24 protein-coding genes are annotated in these 18,697 nt (G+C 41.1%); 4 read left to right on the top strand and 20 right to left on the bottom strand.

The genetic code is table 11. The annotated features are described in order from the left end of the window. Window positions 1-360: 360 nt before the first annotated feature. The 5 genes from AB1I67_RS12800 to AB1I67_RS12780 all read right to left on the bottom strand — a co-directional run bounded on the left by AB1I67_RS12800 (window position 361) and on the right by AB1I67_RS12780 (window position 5,556). Window positions 361-813, bottom strand: a complete 453-nt coding sequence (locus AB1I67_RS12800; RefSeq protein ID WP_367030256.1) for a prepilin-type N-terminal cleavage/methylation domain-containing protein — start codon at window positions 811-813, stop codon at window positions 361-363. Next, entirely contained in the window at window positions 776-1,303 is a 528-nt protein-coding gene (locus AB1I67_RS12795; RefSeq protein WP_367030255.1) for a sporulation initiation factor Spo0A C-terminal domain-containing protein, read from the bottom strand. The genes AB1I67_RS12800 and AB1I67_RS12795 overlap by 38 nt, the downstream gene beginning before the upstream one ends. Window positions 1,304-1,730: 427 nt before the next feature. Beyond that, complete coding sequence (locus tag AB1I67_RS12790) at window positions 1,731-2,903, bottom strand: metallophosphoesterase (RefSeq protein WP_367030254.1); 1,173 nt, start codon at window positions 2,901-2,903, stop codon at window positions 1,731-1,733. A 2-nt stretch (window positions 2,904-2,905) separates the two neighbouring features. After that, entirely contained in the window at window positions 2,906-4,186 is a 1,281-nt protein-coding gene (gene guaA, locus AB1I67_RS12785; protein WP_367032615.1) for a glutamine-hydrolyzing GMP synthase, read from the bottom strand. A 329-nt stretch (window positions 4,187-4,515) separates the two neighbouring features. Further along, window positions 4,516-5,556, bottom strand: a complete 1,041-nt coding sequence (locus AB1I67_RS12780; protein ID WP_367030253.1) for an IS30 family transposase — start codon at window positions 5,554-5,556, stop codon at window positions 4,516-4,518. A 1,012-nt stretch (window positions 5,557-6,568) separates the two neighbouring features. Between AB1I67_RS12780 and AB1I67_RS12775 the strand changes: the two genes are divergently transcribed. Continuing rightward, entirely contained in the window at window positions 6,569-6,868 is a 300-nt protein-coding gene (locus AB1I67_RS12775) for a hypothetical protein (protein WP_367030252.1), read from the top strand. 469 nt (window positions 6,869-7,337) lie between these two features. Beyond that, window positions 7,338-7,583, top strand: a complete 246-nt coding sequence (locus AB1I67_RS12770) for a hypothetical protein (RefSeq protein WP_367030251.1) — start codon at window positions 7,338-7,340, stop codon at window positions 7,581-7,583. 127 nt (window positions 7,584-7,710) lie between these two features. Here the strand turns inward: AB1I67_RS12770 and AB1I67_RS12765 are convergent, their stop codons facing one another. The 3 genes from AB1I67_RS12765 to AB1I67_RS12755 form a co-directional block, all read right to left on the bottom strand. Next, the gene (locus AB1I67_RS12765) at window positions 7,711-8,508 is read right to left on the bottom strand and encodes a hypothetical protein (RefSeq protein ID WP_367030250.1); all 798 of its coding nucleotides are present in this window, start codon (window positions 8,506-8,508) and stop codon (window positions 7,711-7,713) included. A 549-nt stretch (window positions 8,509-9,057) separates the two neighbouring features. Further along, window positions 9,058-9,375: a hypothetical protein gene (locus AB1I67_RS12760; RefSeq protein WP_367030249.1), complete on the bottom strand. Its 318-nt coding sequence runs from the start codon at window positions 9,373-9,375 to the stop codon at window positions 9,058-9,060. Window positions 9,376-9,549: 174 nt separating this feature from the next. Beyond that, window positions 9,550-10,017, bottom strand: coding sequence for a hypothetical protein (locus AB1I67_RS12755; protein ID WP_367030248.1), 468 nt, complete (start codon window positions 10,015-10,017; stop codon window positions 9,550-9,552). 182 nt (window positions 10,018-10,199) lie between these two features. Here AB1I67_RS12755 and AB1I67_RS12750 point away from each other — a divergent pair, with 182 nt between their 5' ends. After that, a complete protein-coding gene (locus AB1I67_RS12750; RefSeq protein ID WP_367030247.1) occupies window positions 10,200-10,550 on the top strand; it encodes a hypothetical protein in 351 nt (116 codons plus the stop codon). On the opposite strand, the gene AB1I67_RS12745 is transcribed toward AB1I67_RS12750, so the two are convergent. The 8 genes from AB1I67_RS12745 to AB1I67_RS12710 form a co-directional block, all read right to left on the bottom strand. Next, window positions 10,547-10,972: a hypothetical protein gene (locus AB1I67_RS12745; protein WP_367030246.1), complete on the bottom strand. Its 426-nt coding sequence runs from the start codon at window positions 10,970-10,972 to the stop codon at window positions 10,547-10,549. The genes AB1I67_RS12750 and AB1I67_RS12745 overlap by 4 nt on opposite strands. A 10-nt stretch (window positions 10,973-10,982) precedes the next feature. After that, complete coding sequence (locus AB1I67_RS12740) at window positions 10,983-13,454, bottom strand: hypothetical protein (RefSeq protein WP_367030245.1); 2,472 nt, start codon at window positions 13,452-13,454, stop codon at window positions 10,983-10,985. Between the two features lie 128 nt (window positions 13,455-13,582). Further along, a complete protein-coding gene (locus AB1I67_RS12735) occupies window positions 13,583-14,170 on the bottom strand; it encodes an ATP-binding protein (protein WP_367030244.1) in 588 nt (195 codons plus the stop codon). Beyond that, the gene (locus AB1I67_RS12730; RefSeq protein WP_367030243.1) at window positions 14,170-14,502 is read right to left on the bottom strand and encodes a hypothetical protein; all 333 of its coding nucleotides are present in this window, start codon (window positions 14,500-14,502) and stop codon (window positions 14,170-14,172) included. The genes AB1I67_RS12735 and AB1I67_RS12730 overlap by 1 nt, the downstream gene beginning before the upstream one ends. Before the next feature lie 125 nt (window positions 14,503-14,627). Beyond that, the gene (locus AB1I67_RS12725) at window positions 14,628-14,765 is read right to left on the bottom strand and encodes a hypothetical protein (RefSeq protein ID WP_367030242.1); all 138 of its coding nucleotides are present in this window, start codon (window positions 14,763-14,765) and stop codon (window positions 14,628-14,630) included. 12 nt (window positions 14,766-14,777) lie between these two features. After that, window positions 14,778-15,062: a hypothetical protein gene (locus AB1I67_RS12720; RefSeq protein ID WP_367030241.1), complete on the bottom strand. Its 285-nt coding sequence runs from the start codon at window positions 15,060-15,062 to the stop codon at window positions 14,778-14,780. A 245-nt stretch (window positions 15,063-15,307) separates the two neighbouring features. Further along, window positions 15,308-15,622 carry a hypothetical protein gene (locus AB1I67_RS12715; protein WP_367030240.1) on the bottom strand — a complete coding sequence of 105 codons (315 nt, stop codon included), beginning with the start codon at window positions 15,620-15,622 and terminating at the stop codon, window positions 15,308-15,310. Window positions 15,623-15,709: 87 nt separating this feature from the next. Then, entirely contained in the window at window positions 15,710-15,991 is a 282-nt protein-coding gene (locus AB1I67_RS12710) for a hypothetical protein (protein WP_367030239.1), read from the bottom strand. Between the two features lie 64 nt (window positions 15,992-16,055). On the opposite strand from AB1I67_RS12710, the gene AB1I67_RS12705 reads away from it, so the two are divergent. After that, window positions 16,056-16,385, top strand: a complete 330-nt coding sequence (locus AB1I67_RS12705; protein ID WP_367030238.1) for a hypothetical protein — start codon at window positions 16,056-16,058, stop codon at window positions 16,383-16,385. Between the two features lie 342 nt (window positions 16,386-16,727). On the opposite strand, the gene AB1I67_RS12700 is transcribed toward AB1I67_RS12705, so the two are convergent. From AB1I67_RS12700 to AB1I67_RS12685, 4 genes are all read right to left on the bottom strand, one after another. Beyond that, on the bottom strand, window positions 16,728-17,027 hold the full coding sequence (locus AB1I67_RS12700; RefSeq protein ID WP_367030237.1) for a hypothetical protein: 300 nt from the start codon (window positions 17,025-17,027) through the stop codon (window positions 16,728-16,730). Between the two features lie 87 nt (window positions 17,028-17,114). Continuing rightward, window positions 17,115-17,996: a hypothetical protein gene (locus AB1I67_RS12695; protein WP_367030236.1), complete on the bottom strand. Its 882-nt coding sequence runs from the start codon at window positions 17,994-17,996 to the stop codon at window positions 17,115-17,117. A gap of 22 nt (window positions 17,997-18,018) precedes the next feature. Beyond that, the gene (locus AB1I67_RS12690; RefSeq protein ID WP_367030235.1) at window positions 18,019-18,237 is read right to left on the bottom strand and encodes a hypothetical protein; all 219 of its coding nucleotides are present in this window, start codon (window positions 18,235-18,237) and stop codon (window positions 18,019-18,021) included. 1 nt (window position 18,238) lies between these two features. Continuing rightward, window positions 18,239-18,601, bottom strand: coding sequence for a hypothetical protein (locus AB1I67_RS12685; protein WP_367030234.1), 363 nt, complete (start codon window positions 18,599-18,601; stop codon window positions 18,239-18,241). Window positions 18,602-18,697 lie beyond the last annotated feature (96 nt).

The following is an 18,697-nucleotide window of genomic DNA, read 5'->3' as shown; positions in this document are numbered from 1 at the left end:
ACCCATCCTGATCCTTCTTTCCAGTGCTTACAATCTTCGTTTTCACAAAATATTATACCGATTTTTATGTGGTTTGGCAAGCCGGAGATTTCTTGAGTTTCCGCATTTTGCGGCGGCGGGCGGCGGTCCGGATAAACAGGTTTTTGTGACTTTGCAGTTCTCTAGAAGATGTTAGTCATCAGGATTTTCTGTTCTGACAGCGGAGGGGTTGTCTGAGCGTTAGCGAGTTGCCCCTTCCACTGGCAGGTTTTTAAGAAAATTCTGAGGGCTTACATTTTCTTAAGACTGAAACCGGAACAAAAACCTGTTTATCCGGACCGCCGCCCGACGCCGCTGCAAAATGGGGAAACTCAAAGGGGATTAATCTGCCCGGTCTACGGATATGTCGTCTTCTATAATCTCAATCCGGTATCCAGCCACCCGGTAAATAATCCCGGCCACCCTGCACGCAGATGTATCCACAGTCATCCCTTCCAGTTTCGCCCCTTTGGTAATACCCACAGTAAGATAACCTGCCAGCGGATTCTTCGGTGAGTCCAGTCTGGTCGATGTAAAATCAAACAACAGGGCCATCGTATCCAGCTCCTCACCATAGTGATCGAGCAGATAGTACTCGATCCCACGCCGCACGCCCTGTGCCTCCAACACATAACGCTCCTTCTCAGCCTGTTCTATGAAACCTGTCAAAGGCGGGACCGTAATGGCTGCCATTATGGACAGGATCACAAGAACGATTATGAGTTCCACCAGCGTATATCCCTGCCTGTTCACCTCTTTACTCATCCGTTTCTGAATCTGGTCTCCGGCATTCATTCAATTCCTTTTCCAATTCTCCAATCATATCCTGCATCCTGTCTACAGTCCTCTGCAGTTCCCTGTTTTCTTTATCCAGTCGGATGATCTTCTGCCGGCAATCATACAGGCTCTCACAGTTGTTCAGCAAATCATGATCCATTTCCGGGTCTATATCATTTTCAGACAGTACATAACCTGCCAGCAGCTCCAGGAATTTTGAGTTTGTCGGTCTCCGGTCTGGTGTTGGACGGCCCGTCATCTTTTTAAAATACTCTCTTCCGCCTTTTTGCCAGATCACCTCCGCGACTGTTCTGATATTCCGCTCCACGCAGCCGCAGCTTGTCCCGAATTTCTTTGCCACTTCCGGATAAATGCTCTTTGTCACACTGCGAAGCCACTCTGGATGTTCCGTTGCCAGCTTTACGCTATATGCGCAGAAATGAAAGCCCAGATAGGTATCACCCACCCCAAAATATTGCAGGAAACTCTTTGTTTTTCTTTCGTACATAGCAATTGCCCCCGCTTTTCCCTCGTTGCAATGTTAATTTGGAAAATCATGGAAATCAACTGTTTTTGCTCGACATTATTCGACACCCTGCACATATAGTTCAATTATATTATACTCCCGATAAGGTCCTATGCAGTCGGCTTATCGATACGGTACATTACGTCGCCCTCCTTCAAGAAGATTGTACCGGATTTACAAGAAATAAACTCTGCCTGCGGAGCCTTTTGTATTACCAATTTTTCTAAAAAACCGACCAATTTTTCCAGGCATTATCTGTCAAGCTCTATTTTCGCCAAAATCAGCCTGTTTTCGCCATTTTCATTTTTGCTGGAAGTTTGAAAAGCTGCTGAAATAAGAAAAAAAAGAACACCCTCATTTGCCGCTGAGGGTGTATTCCATAACTGGATAATAAGATATCCAACGATATTCAATTCATTTCTGCCGGGCCTGCTGCTGGAAGTGCTGCGCGGATCATCACGATCTCATTGTCCGTAGCTACCCGCTGAGGAGGTCCCCATGTCCCGGCTCCGGAAGTCACCACAACCTGCACTCCGTCCTCCGGTCTCTGATAATACCCATAATCCACATCGAATGCAGCGCTTGTGACCAGATTGAATGGAAACATCTGTCCGCGGTGAGTATGTCCGCAAAGAATCAAGTCCGTACCCGCATCATATTCGCCGATATTTCCCGGTTGATGATCCAGCACGATCACGGGCAGATTTTCCGCCTGTGCCGGCAGGGTCAGTTCCGTCCGCCTGTCTCCCTGGCTGCCGATAGGAGAAGAATCCCTGCGCCCTGCCAGCACAAACCGGCCGTCGATCACGACCGCCTCATCCTGCAGTACAGAAACTCCTGCGCCTGACAAAAACTCCTGCATCTGCTCATAACCGGGTCCTGCATCATGATTGCCAAGGCATGCATAAACGCCGTAGGGTGCGCGAAATTCTCCAAACAGACGCTGAACTTTGCTGTCGTCTTCCAGGGAAGTAATATCACCATCGAAAATATCCCCTGCGATACAGACAATATCCGGAGATGCTGCATTTACCGCTGTGACAATTTTCTCAAGGTGTTTTCCATCAACAATATACCCCAGATGCAGGTCGCTGATCAGCGCGATCTGGAGGATATCTCCTTCGTCCGTGCCCTCTGCCTGGCGAAGCTGTACCTCATAACTTCGTGTCTGAATGGCAAGCCCGTGGACAGCCCCATAGACCGACACCCCCGCCGCAACCAGGATTACCGCTCCTCCCGCCGCAAGCATCACCTGTGACGGGAGAGATCCTGGAAACAAACGGATGATCCGGCCCAGAAACAACAAAAGATCCACAATATTGACCAGCATGACCAGATATACAAGGAAACCCAGCATGTAATGCCCGGCGGCAATCAGGATGTGTGGAAGCCCATTGTCCGGGATGCGGCTGATGATAAAAGACCCCAATACCGCCACAACTACTGCACCATATGCAATGCCGTATATAAGCGGACTAACGCCGCTTAAAAGAGGCCGCAGCCAAATAAAAAGCTTCAATCCCGCATTTGCAAAGAGGCTCACAAATACAGACAGCCCAAGAATAAGTACAAACACCTGCATGCTTACTCGAATTCAATGGTTGCCGGCGGCTTCGGGGACATATCAAAGCATACGCGGTTTACGTTAGCCACTTCTTTCAAAATTCTGTCTGTGATCACCTGAAGTACATCCCAGTCCACACGTTCGATGGTCGCGCTCATGGCGTCGATCGTGTTGATAGCGCGGATGATCACCAGATACTCAAAGCTCCTGGCATTGTTCCTGACGCCCACAGACTTGAAGTCCGGCACAACCGTAAAGTACTGCCATACCTTTTTGTTAAGCCCTGCCTTCTCAAACTCCTCGCGGAGTATCGCATCAGACTCACGTACCGCTTCCAGACGGTCTCTTGTGATCGCGCCAAGGCACCGCACGCCCAGCCCCGGTCCCGGGAACGGCTGACGGTATACCATGGACGCCGGAAGCCCCAGCTCCACGCCGCAGGCCCGCACTTCATCCTTGAACAGCTGCTTGAGCGGCTCAACCAGCTCAAATTTTAAGTCCTCAGGCAGTCCGCCCACGTTATGATGGGATTTTACCATCTTGGCTGTCTTGGTCCCGCTCTCGATGATGTCCGGATATATGGTCCCCTGGCCGAGGAAATCAATCCCCTCCAGCTTTCTGGCCTCCTCCTCAAATACGCGGATGAACTCGCCGCCGATGATCTTGCGCTTCTGCTCCGGATCGGCAACATTCTCCAGCTTCCCAAGGAAGCGCTCGGTTGCATCCACATAGATCAGGTTGGCATGGAGCTGGTTCCTGAACACCTCCACCACACTCTCCGACTCATTCTTGCGCATCAGGCCGTGGTTCACATGTACGCAGACAAGCTGCTGTCCAATGGCTTTGATCAAAAGCGCTGCCACCACAGACGAATCCACACCGCCGGACAGAGCCAGAAGTACTTTTCTGTCTCCCACCTGCTTGCGGATCAGCTCCACCTGGTCCTCGATAAAGTTCTTCATATTCCAGTTGGGCTGAGCCTGGCACTCCTCAAAGATAAAGGCTTTCAGGTCATCCTCATCCGGCAGGCTGTCATACTGCTTCCCACACTTGGATAAGGGGTAATCGATGGAGATCATTGGATAGCCGCAGTCATACAGCTCTGTGAGCACCTCCACTTCCTTCCCGTCTACGACCCGGTTCTCTCCTCCGTTGAGAATGATCCCCTTTACATTGTCCAGGGCTTTTAACTCATCGGCTGTAATATCGTGGGGGTGAATCTCGCTATATACTCCCAAATCACGGATTTGTCTGGCAAGTACGGTATTCTCTGTGCTGCCAAGGTCCAGAATCACTATCATGTCCTGTTTCACTTTTGTGTTCTCCTTTTCTTTGGTTTTGATGTGCTGCTAAGTGTTCATAGTATACCACAATTTTTCTTCAAATTGTATATTTTTCTTTATTTTACCTTCAGACGGTAAATGTCAAGAATAATATGTAAAATAAATGCGAAATAGCAATATGCACAATAAATGGCGTTTTAATCATAGTTAAATAAGCCATTATTGTGCATATTGCACAAATATCCGTAATGGATATTGCTATGGATTCCTATAAAACAACTTTTCCTTCACGCCAAATAAGCATACGAATCAACGTATGCTGAAAAAGTCCAAACGTTTGCATTTTTTCAGGCTGTCTCCATAAACAGCATTTCACGGGCAGATTTCCAATCAAACAGCTTTCGAGGATAATCATTTATCCATTCCTGCATACGTTGTATGTAGTCATTATCAAACTGACTGATATCTTCACCCTTTGGTATCCAACGGCGCACGAACTTGTTTTGATTCTCATTACTTCCACGCTCAAAGCTACAGTAAGGATGACAATAGTATACCTCTGTCCGCTGTTTACCTTTTTCCAGACAAGACCGTTCAATACCTATCATATCAAGAAACTCCACGCCATTATCCATTGTGATTGTTTTAAAGCAATCACGGAAAGAATCATAACCATATATATGTTCCAAGTCGTCCAATGCTTTTACAACGCTTACTTGCGTCTTATCCGGTATCTTGATTATGTACTCATACCGTGTTTTTCGTTCCGTCAGAACAAGTAAACAATCCTTAGTACCGCCTTGTTTTCCAACTACAGTATCCATTTCCCAATGGCCTATATCGGCACGGTCAAGGATATTTTCATCGCGTTTTTCAACACTACGTCCCTTTAGGTTCTTTGTATTGATTTTTTGAATGCGGTGCATATTTTTCTTTTTGCGTTTACTCTTAACAGGCAAATCTTTATTTGTTACATTCAACAACAACCCCTTCTCTATATAACTATAGAGGGTTGTGTAACAAACGGACGTCTTAAAATTCAGCCCATTATTACGGATATAAGCAAGGGCCGCTGAAGGAGAATAATGCTTTTCCAAAATCATATGCTCAATAAAGCGGATAAATTCAAGGTCATTAGCAACCTTCAGTTCACGGCCCTTTTCACGTTTATTTTCATCAGCTATCATTTGCCCGCGATCGGCACAATAACACTTGTATAGTTTTAGTTCAGGACCTAAAAGCTCAACTGTACCGCGCTTAACCTCTCGATAAATGGTTTGATAGTGCCTGTTTAAAATCTTTGCTATCTGGCTAATTGACTTCTTTTCTTTTAAAAGCAATTCAATGTTATATCGTTCCCTTTCGGTCAGGTCTTTTCTTTTGCCCATGTAATCAACTCCTTTCACTTTCAGCGTACCCACTAAGGGCCGCCGTGTAAAGGGTAAAGGCTTCGCCCAAAACGTCCAAACGTGTGGACGTTTAAACAGGCCGTTTTGCCCTTGACACGGCGGCTCTTAGTGGGTGCGTTGAAAGCAAAAGGTGAGCCGTCATCCCCTCAATCCCCCCAACTGGGATTTTTATACAAAAATCCTAAGTGAACAATCCATTGTTCAAAATCCCAAATTTGATATCTTACGATATCAAATTCCCCATTTATCCCCCCTACTGGAAATCTTAAAAGCAAGATTTGAAACAGCGTAGCATTTTGCTACGCCGCGCCCCTAACGTGTTGCCGTTACCCGCGGCCCGCCCTATCACAAAAAACCCACTAAACGCGCCCTTTTATCCCGTCCCTGCTATCGCTCCCCGCTCATTGCCGCGCACCGCGAGCGCCCCGACGTTCGCACTTCCAACCGGGCTAGTCTCCGACGGCAGGCAAGACAAAAACTGACCACTTTACCGTTGCTTGTATATTCTATAAATTTTACTGAATTTCATTATATCTTGTTTTATCTCCAATATTTTCTAATTGTGTTTTAATCAGTAAAGAAACAGCCACGCTCCTATATAGTCACCGTCCGCTTATTTCTGCACTGACAGGCATTCGATAACATAGCTAACCACTGCCTTGCACGTCACCACAAAAATGGCACGCTACAATCACGCCCACTTCATCAAGCTAATAACGGCACAGGCCACTGATGCAGACAGTGACTGCCCACTGTCCATCACTGCCCATTTCTCTGACTTGCTGAATTGGCATAGCATTTACCCCTGTCTGTTTTATTCCATAAGCCTATCATACCTTTCCTTGATTCCATGCAACAAAATTGAAAACTTTTTTCTAATTTCCACTTAAGATGTACCGTTACAAGGGCGAAAAAACTTTTAAATTTTGTTGCACTCCACAAGTAAATGTATGATTGTCATATTCCATAAACCAGAAAGGGGATAAATACCATGACAATTAATCAATTCAAAAAAATGAACAGCGACGAACAGCGAGCAGTTACTTCCGCACTTAGAGACCTGTGCCGCTATTATCTCGACGAAATGGACGTGATTGTAACATGCCATTTTCGCGGTGCCGATTCACAAGGCAATGGTTGGCCATGCTATCAAAGGCCTGTCAATGCGGAAATAAACAGACAGTACGACTATATCAACGGAACATGGCTGTTTCTCCACAGGTTAAAAACACAATTAGAAGATATCGAGTTTGAAACAAGACATAATGAAATGTACGGTGAAATTGATTGAATGATACAAGGCCGGATTTTTCCGGTCTTTTCTGTTGCCGTGTATGCGTTGTCCGCCGGAGGACGGACGAGGGGCAACCCCTTGGGGTTGCTTTGGGGCATTCACTGGATGCCCCCGCTTGTTGGTTCACATATTCGCAAGGCTTCCAGTCTATTGATTTTTCTTTCAATTCTGTTTTCCTTATGACGTTACATCACCTTTTCCCGTGACTGACTGCATTTGTTGTCAATGCACTTTGTTACTATGGCACTATAAACCTTTAACACCTCACTACAAGGGGTAAAATGTACATTTCAAATATTTGAAAAATTTTTTATACAGATATATACAAAAGAGAGATATATCAAAAATTTTTAAAATATTAGAAATGCCCCTTTCCGTTCAGCTTATAAAGGTTTTATACATAGTGCCGTAACAAAAGCACATTGACAACCAAATACAGTCAATCACAGGAAAAGGGGATAACGCTATGAAGGAAAACAAAATTGAAAGAAAAATCAAGAGACTGGAACTTTTAAGAAATTTACTATTTTCACTTAACGCGGAAATAGAAAGTCTCCAAGAAAGTACAAAAAAGGACCAAGAACGTCTCGAACAATATCGAGCAAATGAAGAACAGTATTACATCGATGCATATACAAATAACATAACTGACTATAAAATGAAAATCGAAGAAGCTGAAAAACTTATAACCGATTTAGAAAAAATGATATAAGAAAAGAGGGGAAAAACCCCCTTTTCTTATTGAAAAACCCTGATTCAAACGCCATACCCCTTCCCCGCCACGGGCTTAAATTGGCACATCCGAGGAATCCGTAAAAAGTCCAAACGTTTGGACTTTTTTAGAATTGATAATACTTCATTTCATTATACGGTGTCTGAACCGATTTCACATATTGACATTCCCCAAAGCTATTGAGAAGTATCTCAATTTCCGAAGGGGACATAACATAAGTGCTATGGATACCATCGGAAGCATTGCGCGTTACCCAATACCGCTTTTTATTCTTGATTGAATCAAACATACTTTTAGTTATATATTTAGATATATAATGGGATACGCGGGTTGTACTCTGTACTTGAGTAGCGGTAGTGAAACCATACGGGAATGCACCAATATTAAAAATCGGGATACCACCTTTAGTAAAATGCCCGGAAAACTTAAACTTCCAGACTGACATATCCATGTTTGAAAATACGCCATGCAAATGATACCTGCCGGATTTATGCTTTTCAGGGACAATCAGATATGTCAGCTTACCGGATTTATTTATATGATTCATACTATTTAACCACCATTTCATAAAAGCACAAACATTGTCATAATCATATGAATCGACATAAGCGGGATTAAAGGTTATAGTCAAAAACCATTCCCACTTATTAGCACGGGCATAATTATATATTTTGTTCTTTGTACGATTAAAAGAAACAAAATAGGAGCGAAGTGCATTTTCCTGTTTTTCATCATCGGTTAAAGACCTCACAGAATCAAAAGCCAGATAGCTATATATTTCCAATTCCCTGTCATCACGTTCAATAATAAATCCATCTTTTTCTTTTTCACGACCATGAATCGGGATATCATAAAGTACAACTTCGGTACTCTCCAGATATTCAGAAATTTTTACATTATACATAAAAAAGATGCCCTTTCTAGTTTTTGTGATAATACTCTAAAAAGTCCAAACGTTTGGACTTTTTAGATACCTTTTTGGAAGCAAAACTTGCTCCCTAAGTGTTGCCATAGTCAAGTAGGCAACACCCATAGCCATTTGGCTGAATTTGATATGTGTGCTATACTAAATACTAAGAAGCCGGTTCAATCCATTCTCCCTGATGAAAGGGGGCGATATTATGTTGCAGATTGATTTCAACATAAACCAACTACTAGAAGTGTTGAGAGCGCTTATAGAATGACTTATATCAATCGTAACAAACGCAATAACCATGCTTTAAATTGATTTTGTAACCCGTTAACAGTTTTCAAGATTGTTCCGGCTTCGGTTCTTCGCAGTATAGCACACGTGATTAACGATTCTCGTAGTATCTTATAAATTCCTCTAACTTCTCCGGTTCTGGATTAAGCGGACAACAATACCACATATCAGAACACGGGCATGTACAATCAAATTCAGGGTCATACCAACTACAAGTTAAACACCGCTTATCAGTCATTGTTATCCTCCTTAATTAAAATCTAAAAATGGATTATATTCTCCGACAATATATGTAAAATAATTGTCGTCAGAATCTAAATCATTTTCCTGCTCCATGAATACCAGGGCGTGATCCGCTTTGCGGTCACACCTTGGTATCCCTTTCGCGGGTTGTTTATTACACGCATGCCGCATATCAGACCATATCTTATCGATTGCGGCCTGCATCTTCGCGACGGCTTCCTCACGGGTATGACCGTGGGTACGCCGCTTCATATAATACTCATACGGGTAACAACCATAATATAAACGAAATTCAGTCTCTATTGGAGAAACTAATCTTGACATAGTTATTTTTCCTTTCTTCCTGTCTCCATAGAAAAATTGTAGAGACAGGTTTTATTTATCTGACAGATGGAGCAAGACGCATTACATTTTGCCCCTTCCGCCAGACACAGCTTATAAGATTTACAATACCAGTTCATACAACGGAAATATTTACAATCCATAATTCAACCCCTCTTAATATCTAATGGGAATTGGTAAATAAACCGGACTTCTAACTATTTCCGGTTTCTTTACACATAAAATCTGTCGGGCTTCATTGTTGATAGAGACCTTATAATTTTTAAATAGAAAATCACCCGTATAAAATACTCCTTCAGATTTTACGCCATCAATATAAACTGTATATTGTTGGCTCAGTGCTTCATCAAGTGCAAACAAAGACGAGTTAGATTTGGTTTCACAAACTATCTTTTTTTTGTCAGGAAAACCAGTTATGTAGCAATTCGTATAAAGCCCTAAAGCATCATAATCATTAATAACTGGATTTCCATTTATATAGATTTCATAATCCGAAGATATCCAACTATTAACCAAAGAAATTTTATCTGTTTCATTGCTAAAAAAGCAAAAAGCAAAAACTACTAATAAAATACATAAAAAGAAGCAGGATGAAAATTTAAAAACAGAAGTATTATCATTCATTTTTATTTTCCTTTCTGATTATCTAAAACGTCCAAACGTTTGGACGTTTTAAAAAAATATAATTCACAACACCCGATTTTCCTGTATCACTTACAAGAAAACCACAATTTCATTGATAATTTTGACAATGAAATTTGAATTTGATATAATTATCCCATATAACAAACGAGGGGGATAATATCATGGGTGCATATGATAGGGATTACTGGAAAGAACCTCAAAAAAACACTTCTCAAAAAGAAAGTGATAAAATTTGGAAACGCCTAAAAGGATTAGACGAACCAACCAATAAACAAATCGCAAACAAAAAACAATTGGATGCAATCATGAATGAACTTTATAAAACATCCAAAACATACGATCACAATCAAAAAATATATCAAGCAAATAAAATTGTAAACAAAGTTAAAGAACCACTATTTATAAGAATATTAGGATTCTTTGCTAAACTATTTATTTTTTGTGGAAAATGCATTGTATGTTTTATTATTGGCGCAATTTTAATCACAATTATATATCTAGCACTGCATTAAGAATGAAAAAATTTACTAATTATATTTATGAAACCCTCAGAAGTTCCACCACTAGAAACGGATTTTTTAAAGTAATTAAAAGCACCAATCAACAAAAGCACTAATTGATAAATGGTAAAAAGACAACCTATCAATATAGACATATAGGTCAAATAGAAAATCGGGTCAGTAACAAGATACCTGTAAGCACCAATTATTTGAAGCAAAGGCAAGCCCTGAACAGAACCAGAAGACGCACCTTCGATTAAAGAATTGACATAATTATTTGCTTCAATTATGGTATTGTAAAACTGAACCAAAGCAGAAAATAAATTTCCCAAAAAGGCAAAAATAAAATCAATAAATTTCTTTGCGATATCGAACAAATTACCATTAGTGAAATCATCAACTGTAGGCGGAACAATTGTATTTAAAATACCCATAAAAACCTCCTTAATTTGCAGGGATTCTAAGATGATTTATCTTTTTACGAATAGCACCAATTATGCTCATAAAAACCACAAAATAAACTGCTCCCATAAGTAATGAATAAAGAGATACATTAAAAACTGGCAGCATAGTAGTTCTTAAAAAATTCATACCCGCCAAAATATCCTCATTAAATAATTCAGCACTTGCGGGAATCTGAAAAAGCAAAACAATAAATCGTAAGCAATTCAAAAAGAAAATCAATAAAACAACAAGTATAAGCGCAAGCAATATCAATGCATTAATAAATTTACGAAAACCAGAATCACCACCATCTTCCTTTCCTGAATTATCAGACCCACCAGAGGAAGGGAATTTTTCAGCAAAAGCAGAAGGTAAATTTTGAATACTTTGCAAAATATTATTTAGCCAATCATTTAACGAAAAACCATTTACTAAACCAAATATCTTAGAAATTTCCAACGGAATCGAACCAACAATAGTACCTAAACTAGAAAATAAATCTGGCAACGCAAAACCTTCAACAAGTTCACCCGGTAAAAGCTCTATAATATTATCAAATAATTCTGATAATCCTAAATTATCAAGAGCTTTTTCTAAACCAAGAGCTTTTGCAATAGCATCAGCAACTTGTTGCGGCATAGAAAATATAGCATCCGTCACGTTTCCAAATAATTCAGGTAATGACAATTCACCAGATATTAATTTAGGCACGTTATTAATTGCAGTTTTAATGCCATCAATTAAACTTGACAAGCCTAACTTAGAAATCAACGAATCCATTAAAGCTAAAGGATTTGACCAATTATTTAAAATCGTTAAAAACTGTTTTAAATAATTCAAAATGCCAGATAAATCTATATTCGCATCAGGCGAGGTAGAACCACCACTATCTTGCTTTTCCACTACCTGAACATTATTTGATACAGAAGGTTCATTTTCAAAATCAGGAATGTCCGATACTAAACCAACAGAAACAAGAAAAGCGCCAACCGATACTGCCAATTTTTTTAAGATCTTATATTTATTGTTATCATTATTATCATCTGGTTTTTGCGAACCACCATTAATAACAACAAAATTACGTATGATTTCTTGTGCTTGCTCCTCAACCAACGCCGAAGTACCATCGATATTACTGGTATAAAAACTAGAAATAAAAGTATTTTTTTGTTCATCTGTTAATGAAGCTCCGCAATAACTGGCAATAGCAGATATTATATAACACAAACTAGAATACGCAACAGAAGGAACAACTACAATATCGCCGCCTCCTGTATTTTCCGTAATGTCCCAAACAGGCTTTAATGTTGTGATAACATCTGCACCAGTTTGAACTTTTGATAAAGAATCAATAAGAGCATCAAACTCCGCTTGTGTTTCGGGAAGCTTTAATACATCAGAAACAGCATACTTTGTAAAAAAATTCTGCTGTAAATCTGTCCACTGGTTTGCGGTATTAATTGTTAGAAAATCATCTGCATTGCCATTTAACAAACCGCCAGTAGTGCCAAACGCTTTCCACGAATTATAAGCCTCAGCATTAACAAAAATTGGAACAGTCAACGAATATATAAAATCTAATGGTATATCAGGAGTGAGACCAGTACGAACGTTACTTTGTTGGGATCTCCAATAACCATCTGTCAAAGTATTATAAATTTCAGATAACTTAATATATGAGCTACTTGTTAGACTTGTAAATAGAACAACAAAATATGAACCATCACTATTTTTGCCATTAACATAACCAGCTACAATAGAATTAAGAGAGCTTAAGGCAAAAGCACTAGTAATATATTTAATACTAGAATCAGACGAAACGTAATAATTTTCAATAGGAAAATATCTATCAGCAAAATTTTTATTCCAGTCTGGAAGGGGGGAAGTCACATTCCATGTACTTGAGTTTATCGGTACAGTAATAGCCCCTGAATCTATCTTAAGTGTATCCAAATACTCCCTAATAGCCTTAATCAATAATGTCATTTTAGTAAATTCAGTAGCAAGTTTCGAAGATAAAACATCTTGCCACATACTCATAGAAGCAACATCAGCCCCTTTATTACGCCGAAGCCATGGCTCAAAACCCTTTGAAACAAATTCAGGAATATCTGATTTTGCAATATAATACCCACAAGCGGCACAGGCAACTACTATAACAGCTACAGCGGCATCATCTATGCCAATCACATAAGTGCTTGCCTCCCCATTCGTCATCATCGTCTCCGGATATTCTTCAAACGTCCAAAGGATATCTGAATAATCCGGCTCTGACCGATACTGTGACCAATCAATATCAGAATCATAAATCTTAGTACCATTTTCATCGTAATAAAATGGTTCCTCATTATATTGTGAATCAGAAGAAGTATGCACATCTGCATAAGCATACAAAGGAATATTTAAAAATGTTATAACTGCAAGAAACATGGCAACTGCCTGTTTTGCATAGAGTGTTAACTGCTTTTTCATAATACCTTCCTTTCCAAAACGTCCAAACGTGTGGACATTTTCTGTCTATGTAATATTCGCCTATGGCTTTTCTTTGCCTACGGCTAAAGAAAAGCCACACAGCCGCACCTCGATAATTACAAAAGAAATCATATGATATATTTGCGCATATCAAGGTTATAATTTTCCAAATAGAAGAAAGCCAGTTTATCTTTCCATGCGCCCATTTTCCAATCAAAATCCAGAGGGATAAAGCGCGTATCATAATTCACGTCTTTAAAAAGCTCTGGTATTTTAGGAACTGAAAAGTCGCGGTAGAAAGACCTTGATATATCCGCCCACCGATAATAGATATTATCGGCGTCAGAATTGACCATAACCGCATATTGCGTTTGATTCCTCAAACGGTTATACACCATAGAGGAATCTATGGTTGTATAAACAAACAGGCAGTTCTGTTTACCAAGAGTATTGATGAAGATAGATACATCCTTGAGCAACCGATAATCTTGTGAATCCATGCCATTATACACTTCATCGATAAACAAAATCTTTGGCTCAAGGTCCAGAGGAAACTCTGTTATCGAATTTATCCAATAGAAACCATCATCCGGCGAAAAGATGTTTGTATAAACAGGGATGTCTAATTCCTTGGAAAAGAATCTGACAATCTTATACGCCAGAAGGGTTTTACCGGAACGCTGTTTCCCTAAAATGCCGAGTATCGTACCTGGCATTACTTATCACCTCCATTCACATTATTCATAGACTGAATCTTGATACCGCGCAAAAGTTCATTTTGCGTATAAGCACCAAGCAAAGCACGAAGATTCTGGCTTGACATAAATGAAATATTTTTATTCCCACGAAGCTGGTTATCAATTTCCTCAAACACGGCTTTCCACTCCACAAGATTGTATTTCTCAATGAAATACATAAGTTGAAATTTGAGATGCATCTGCACGGAATCCATGCAGGGGATAATCTCATAGATGCTTTTTATCGGGTCGCCATCTGCTGTTGGAATAGACATGGAACCAAGAACTTTATCAAAATCAATCTCTGGCATCGTCTTTCACCTCCTCATTTAAACTGTTAGTAGACGAACTACGATGAAAATATAAAAAATCTAAAAATAAAGTACTAATAGCCAAACAAAACATGCAGAAAAGAGAACAGCAAATTAACGTAAATTCAAGCGCCATGCTTTACCTCCTTAATCGGACACCATGTAAGCCATCTATATAACAGATACAGAAGGAACACGAAAGAAGCAAACACAAGCACACAGGAAAGCCAGACAATAAACGTACACATCAATACGAATTCCATAAAAAACCTCCTTTAACCCATACCCATAATGCGGGTCAAGATGATAAACGTAAATATAAGATTTGCAATCATCAGATTGCGTGGTAACAAATCCTTTTTAAAGAAATTGCCAAACATGATAGAGGAAAGCTTACGCTTATCCTGCACAAAATCCAGATCGCAAGTGGTCAGGATAGAGACCATATCACCGCCGATACTCTTAAATTCATCATCCTCCATCAGTCCGCCAATCTCTTTATTGAGCAGGGATAAAGTCTTTCCCTTGTAGACCTTACTGTCAGTAATCACGATATACATAAAATCCTCCTTAAAACGTCCAAACGTTTGGACTTTATAATGACTTAAAAACATCAGATGCACAAACGATGACACACAGGCCAAGCACGAGACCAAAGATAGCCTGATAATCCAAAGCAGAGACCATAAATTACTCCTTCCTAAACCGGAACACCTTAACTAACTTGCCTACACCAAAAAACGCTGAATCAGCTACAAGAAGCATCGTAAAGACCCATAAATAATAATCAAGTACTTCCACCCTGTCACCTCCTACGAATCAGAATCAAAAACAAAAAACAAGTTGCCAGTATGGCAGAGATTGAAATTACATTTAATCTGTCAATCACAGCCCACTCAAAAGTATCTGGCTGGACATCGGTCAGTAAGGTGGCATTAGAAGCAGAGGCATTAGAAGGAGTGGCATAGTCACCATATAAGTCATTGATAAGGTCAATATCTCCCTCGTAAAATTCACTGTCTATCCCGTCATAGTCCTCCATATCTTCTTTAAAGCATAATAACCGCGGCGCATGGATTGAAGCAGAGACACCAACGCCCAGAATAATCTTCCCATACATAAAACTTTCCTTTCTCCAAAAAAATAAGTGGTACAGGGTTGCGCCCTGTACCACTCTTGGCAAGCGCACCCTGCGGGTGCCGCCGCCCTAACGGAATGCCGCTTTCAGCGAGTTGATGATCATGAAGCCTAAGCCCAGACCTGCCGTGATGTAGACCACGGGCATCATACTCGTGATGATGACATTAGCGAAGGAAAACATCTGCGCGGTATCAAAGTTAATACTAATGCCGGAAGAAATGTCTCCTTCTGCCGCAAAGGCGGTGATTGCCGGAACCACGGTCATGGCAGTCGCCGCGCCCGCAGTTCTCACAGCGGTAATGTGAGAAGCTACTGCATTTCTCACCCGTCCAATGAGGTTTTTAGTCATAGCCGGAATTTCTCCTTTCCTAGACTTTATATCTTTCACCCTACAACAAGTAGGAGATATAACAATGCTGCCAAATCTGCCAGATAAATCTGGCACCAAAAACTACTTTTCCTTTTTCCACTTCACAACCGCAAGACAGCTTACGACGAAGGAAAACAGAATCATTAAAAGAAGCACAACAGATGCCATGAAAATCTCCTTTCTGATTTACCGAAAACGTCCAAACGTTTGGACATTTTCAAGATTGATAGTTCCTCATACCTCCGCACCACGAGGAATATCTGCCACTCATGTACTTGGCACTATGGGTAATCAAGGCGGGGAGGGGTTATTTCTCATGGTGTCTAAAAGCCACCGTATCGGCAACCACCAGACACCGGAAAAACCGAAGTAATCACCGCCGCCCAGAGGGCACCCGGCGGTAAGTTTGCACAGCGCGCGAACTATGGTATCGGCTACCCCGCAAGGCTTCCTTGCTTACCATGGAAGCCTCTAAAAAGCCGTCAATATAATCATCCTCGCCATATGCTCCAAAGAGATAATAACGACAGGCATCAGACAGGGCATCTAAGAAAAGAGCCGCGCACAAAACCAAAAAAATAACAGATATAGGCATATCAGATACACCTCCTTATAAACAGTCTGTCAGGGATGCGGCGGCGGGAGGGTAGAGAAAACCCACCTGCCGCCGACTATATCAAGCGCCAGTCCAGAAAGGGAAACAGGCGCCAGATACCTATTTCATGCCCACAGGCTTTGCGGCCCCAGTCTTGGAATCCGTAGAACTGTAGGTGATCAAGTCAACAACCTTAAAGTCGGCTCTATCGCCATACTCTGCATAAGAACAGCGCAGGGTAGCCGTGTCACCACGTCGAAGGGTATCATAAACGGACTGGGGACATTTAACGGTGGACATGTCGCGCCCATCGTTCTGGGCAAGGTTAAGCTTGTGGGTAACGCCCTTCTGACCATTGTTCTCCCATGGGCGCGGCTCCGGTTTGCCAATTACTTCAGCAGTCATTTCGATGTAGATCATATTTCTTTCCTCTCTTTCTTTCGCCCCTCCCCATCTAGGGAGGGTATTATGATTAATAAATTACATATATCAACAGTTCCTCCGGAACTACATTGATCCAGTATCCGGGTAAGTAATACAGATCTCTATCTTATATTCCTTACCATCAGCCGCACGGCGGTCATCTGTCAGATAAGCAAGACAGGCGTTTTTGGTTTTGTCTGTGACAACATCCTCCCAACGCAACCCGGATGCCATGCTAAGGCGGTTAACCGGAACAGTCATATCACGCGTATTCTTTTTCTTAGCGTTATTACTTCCAACAGAACCGCCTTTTTCTGTTTCCGTATCGGAAAAATCCGCACCGCCAGCACTTGCGGGTTTTTCCTTTGCAGTCAGTTTTTTCATTTCCTTAATACTGGTATCCGGATCGATTGCGATGACCTTATCCTTATCAAGGGAAAGCATCACGATCAACTGACTGCTGGAATAGCGGGAGTACTCCTTACCAAGTACCGCCGTAGGTTTGTTATTTTCATCACGGACAGAATACTTACAACACACATTAATGTAGTTGTACGCGGCAGATTTGGAAAGCTTCATTTCACCAGAAATAAAATCTTCAAAAGTTGCAAAACCTAATTCCTTGTACCGCTTGTTCTGCCGGAACTGGAGAAGCTCATAACCGATAGCAACAAAATCTTTTGTCTGGCTACGAAACAATTTATCTAACTGTTTTAAGCTTTCTGTAGTCTCCGCAGATACAACACCTTTCGTTGCAAGACGGGCAGATGAAGTCTCAACCGGAACTGGCATACTTACCGGATTGCTAAGTTCAGAAACATGCTTGACTCCGGGTACAGGCGGGACACGCTTAGCAGAAGCGGCGGACTTGTCAGAAACTGCTGACAACCCAGAAGACGCTTCCGCTGTACTCTTTGTTCCAAAAACTTCTTCCGTGACGTCCTTGTAAGCTGTATTATTTTTCATGATAAAATTCTCCTTTCTGAAATTAACCCAAATGTATTTTAGCAAGCTGTAATTGCTTTTCGGTCAAACCACGTACACGGACACAGGCCATGCAAGTTTCATCAACAGACCAATCTTCATCAAGAAACAGGCAATCCAAATCTTTTCTGGATTGATACGGACATGGGCCAAACTTGCTTGTTGCATCAAAGAAGGCCAATATCTGTTCTACGGTAACATCAATATAACCATCAAGTGCCATGTCAGACCACCGCGCTTTCCTTGAGATTTTTAGATTCATGCAAAACCCGGCCATGTTCTTCATCAAGAAGAATATGGGCGATCTGGTTAAAATCGGTAGCATCAAATGCATACATAAGTAATGCCTTGAAAAACTCTTTATCATCAAACAGATCGTAAAGACACGCCTCAGCTAATAACGATGATGCCAAAGTATCAATAGCCCCTGCCTCGTCCAACAAGCCCAATTGCATCAGTTTAACAGAAACAGTGAGCATGTTCTGACGAGCACCAGAAGCAACATAATTGTTGCGAATAGCGTTCAACATTGCTTGTGTAGGGGCATTCAACTCACCCAGACACTCATTTCTTTTCGTATCACTCATTACTTACATCCTCCTTTTGTTTTGTGCAAAATGTCCAAACGTATGGACTTTTTACGAATCCCTGAAATTTAAAAAAAGTAGTATCAAGAACAACTG

Origin of the sequence: Clostridium sp. AN503, from assembly GCF_040719375.1 — a bacterium.
Classification (GTDB): Bacteria; Bacillota; Clostridia; order Lachnospirales; family Lachnospiraceae; genus Brotaphodocola.
Note: the sequence above shows the minus strand (reverse complement) of the source record. Positions and strands in the feature narration are given on the sequence as shown.

Coding starts and splice junctions, on each gene's coding strand:
- AB1I67_RS12705 (WP_367030238.1), top strand. CDS start 16,056: ATGCTGCCAAATCTGCCAGATAAATCTGGCACCAAAAACTACTTTTCC.
- AB1I67_RS12685 (WP_367030234.1), bottom strand. CDS start 18,601: ATGAGTGATACGAAAAGAAATGAGTGTCTGGGTGAGTTGAATGCCCCT.
- AB1I67_RS12800 (WP_367030256.1), bottom strand. CDS start 813: ATGAATGCCGGAGACCAGATTCAGAAACGGATGAGTAAAGAGGTGAAC.
- AB1I67_RS12750 (WP_367030247.1), top strand. CDS start 10,200: ATGGGTGCATATGATAGGGATTACTGGAAAGAACCTCAAAAAAACACT.
- AB1I67_RS12775 (WP_367030252.1), top strand. CDS start 6,569: ATGACAATTAATCAATTCAAAAAAATGAACAGCGACGAACAGCGAGCA.
- AB1I67_RS12760 (WP_367030249.1), bottom strand. CDS start 9,375: ATGTCAAGATTAGTTTCTCCAATAGAGACTGAATTTCGTTTATATTAT.
- AB1I67_RS12735 (WP_367030244.1), bottom strand. CDS start 14,170: ATGCCAGGTACGATACTCGGCATTTTAGGGAAACAGCGTTCCGGTAAA.
- AB1I67_RS12715 (WP_367030240.1), bottom strand. CDS start 15,622: ATGTATGGGAAGATTATTCTGGGCGTTGGTGTCTCTGCTTCAATCCAT.
- AB1I67_RS12740 (WP_367030245.1), bottom strand. CDS start 13,454: ATGAAAAAGCAGTTAACACTCTATGCAAAACAGGCAGTTGCCATGTTT.
- AB1I67_RS12710 (WP_367030239.1), bottom strand. CDS start 15,991: ATGACTAAAAACCTCATTGGACGGGTGAGAAATGCAGTAGCTTCTCAC.
- AB1I67_RS12725 (WP_367030242.1), bottom strand. CDS start 14,765: ATGGAATTCGTATTGATGTGTACGTTTATTGTCTGGCTTTCCTGTGTG.
- AB1I67_RS12765 (WP_367030250.1), bottom strand. CDS start 8,508: ATGTATAATGTAAAAATTTCTGAATATCTGGAGAGTACCGAAGTTGTA.
- AB1I67_RS12690 (WP_367030235.1), bottom strand. CDS start 18,237: ATGGCACTTGATGGTTATATTGATGTTACCGTAGAACAGATATTGGCC.
- AB1I67_RS12780 (WP_367030253.1), bottom strand. CDS start 5,556: ATGGGCAAAAGAAAAGACCTGACCGAAAGGGAACGATATAACATTGAA.
- AB1I67_RS12755 (WP_367030248.1), bottom strand. CDS start 10,017: ATGAATGATAATACTTCTGTTTTTAAATTTTCATCCTGCTTCTTTTTA.
- AB1I67_RS12700 (WP_367030237.1), bottom strand. CDS start 17,027: ATGATCTACATCGAAATGACTGCTGAAGTAATTGGCAAACCGGAGCCG.
- AB1I67_RS12795 (WP_367030255.1), bottom strand. CDS start 1,303: ATGTACGAAAGAAAAACAAAGAGTTTCCTGCAATATTTTGGGGTGGGT.
- AB1I67_RS12720 (WP_367030241.1), bottom strand. CDS start 15,062: ATGTATATCGTGATTACTGACAGTAAGGTCTACAAGGGAAAGACTTTA.
- AB1I67_RS12790 (WP_367030254.1), bottom strand. CDS start 2,903: ATGCAGGTGTTTGTACTTATTCTTGGGCTGTCTGTATTTGTGAGCCTC.
- guaA (WP_367032615.1), bottom strand. CDS start 4,186: ATGATAGTGATTCTGGACCTTGGCAGCACAGAGAATACCGTACTTGCC.
- AB1I67_RS12745 (WP_367030246.1), bottom strand. CDS start 10,972: ATGGGTATTTTAAATACAATTGTTCCGCCTACAGTTGATGATTTCACT.
- AB1I67_RS12730 (WP_367030243.1), bottom strand. CDS start 14,502: ATGCCAGAGATTGATTTTGATAAAGTTCTTGGTTCCATGTCTATTCCA.
- AB1I67_RS12770 (WP_367030251.1), top strand. CDS start 7,338: ATGAAGGAAAACAAAATTGAAAGAAAAATCAAGAGACTGGAACTTTTA.
- AB1I67_RS12695 (WP_367030236.1), bottom strand. CDS start 17,996: ATGAAAAATAATACAGCTTACAAGGACGTCACGGAAGAAGTTTTTGGA.